General features: G+C 46.1%; 2 protein-coding genes. Both read left to right on the top strand.

From position 1 onward, the window contains the following. The coding region (locus KH813_RS06615) for an AAA family ATPase (RefSeq protein ID WP_303994549.1) at nt 1-1,130 on the top strand (1,130 nt) is incomplete at its 5' end. A gap of 253 nt (nt 1,131-1,383) precedes the next feature. Next, nucleotides 1,384-1,639, top strand: a 256-nt coding sequence (locus tag KH813_RS06610) for a hypothetical protein (protein ID WP_303994548.1), incomplete at its 3' end; no start/stop codon positions are given.

Here is a 1,639-nt window from a genome sequence, read left to right as displayed (position 1 = left end):
CCAACATCGGCAAACGCAGCTGGGCGGAGTGGCGAGAATGGATTGAAGCGGTAAATGATGATTTACCCGATCCGGAAAGCCTTGCCGACACATGGGACGATATGCCGCCATTATCGGCGCCATTGATTGACGGTATATTACGACAAGGACACAAAATGCTATTGGCTGGCGCGTCCAAGGCGGGCAAGTCGTTTGCGTTAATTCAATTGTGTATCGCCATTGCCGAGGGTACTACATGGTTAGGTTTCGATTGCGCGCAGGGACGCGTGTTATACGTCAACTTGGAACTGGACAGGGCAAGTTGCCTACATCGTTTCAAAGAAGTATACGCGGCCACAGAGACAGTGCCAAAATCAATAAAATCCATTGATATTTGGAACTTAAGAGGAAAATCAGTGCCGATGGATAAACTTGCACCAAAACTCATCAGAAGGGCGCAAAAAAAGAATTATATCGCGGTTGTTATTGACCCGATATATAAAGTTATCACCGGTGATGAAAACTCCGCTGACCAGATGGCGCATTTTTGTAATCAATTCGATAAAGTATGCACGGAACTTGACTGCGCCGTCATTTATTGCCATCACCATTCAAAAGGTACGCAAGCCGGCAAACGGTCAATGGACAGAGCGAGCGGCAGCGGCGTATTCGCCCGCGATCCTGATGCGCTGATTGACATGACGGAACTGGACACGGAAAACATCGACACCGGAGGACGAACGGCGTGGCGGATTGAAGGAACGTTGCGTGAGTTTGCTCCATTTGAGCCGATTAACATTTGGTTTGATTACCCGCGACATTATCCTGACACGGATAATATTTTGTCGGACAGTCGAGTATTAGGAACGCTGCTAAATACAGAGCAGTTAAGCAAGAAAGGCAATGCGGCAAAGCAGGAAAAGAAACAAAAGCGCATGGAAAGCTTGCATACAGCCTTTGAAATATTTTCACGGGTTGGCAAGAACGGAAGCACGGCAACGGTAGACGGACGAGCAAAAGACGCCGATGTTGCGGAATATTTACAAGTTACCGACAGAACTGTATTCAGATACATGCAAGAACAGGAGCGAATGGGCGGAAACTTGCGATTAAAAAATGGGGAGATTTATCTTGCTGACGATTGTAAATAAAGGGGCTGAAAATGCGGTTAACAATTTGTGCGACAAACCCGTATATATATAGGGATTGTCTGTCTTGATTTTCGCAGGGGTAGGCAGGCTAGGACGGGACAACAAGTCAGGGGGCGCAAGACCCCCCTGACTATGTCGATCCCTAACCTTGCCGCCCACCTACCCGTCTGATTTTGTCTTGAAGTAAAAAAATGTTGTTTTATTGTTTATCTGGCGAAAGAAAATGAAATGAAGCATGGCGGAGGTGCTAACGATGGCAAGAAAGGCAGAAAGAGCATTAAACGAAGAACAATTAGAGCAGGTGCAAGAGCTATTGAAAGGCTTTAACGAATATCAAGTTTTTGAAATCGTTTCAGGCTTGAGAACGTGCGAAGCTAATGTGTCAATATACGCCAATACAAAATATAGAGATAATCAAATGCGACAAATTCGCTTTGGTCTTGAAAAGGGGCGGTTTCGTTTCTTGTTTCTGAGCTACCGACGCAGGTGCATCTGTAGGAGGTTTTGCC

The organism is Negativicoccus succinicivorans, assembly GCF_018373335.1.
In the GTDB taxonomy this organism is placed as follows: Bacteria; Bacillota; Negativicutes; order Veillonellales; family Negativicoccaceae; genus Negativicoccus; species Negativicoccus succinicivorans_A.
This window is presented reverse-complemented; position numbering and strand designations above follow the sequence as displayed.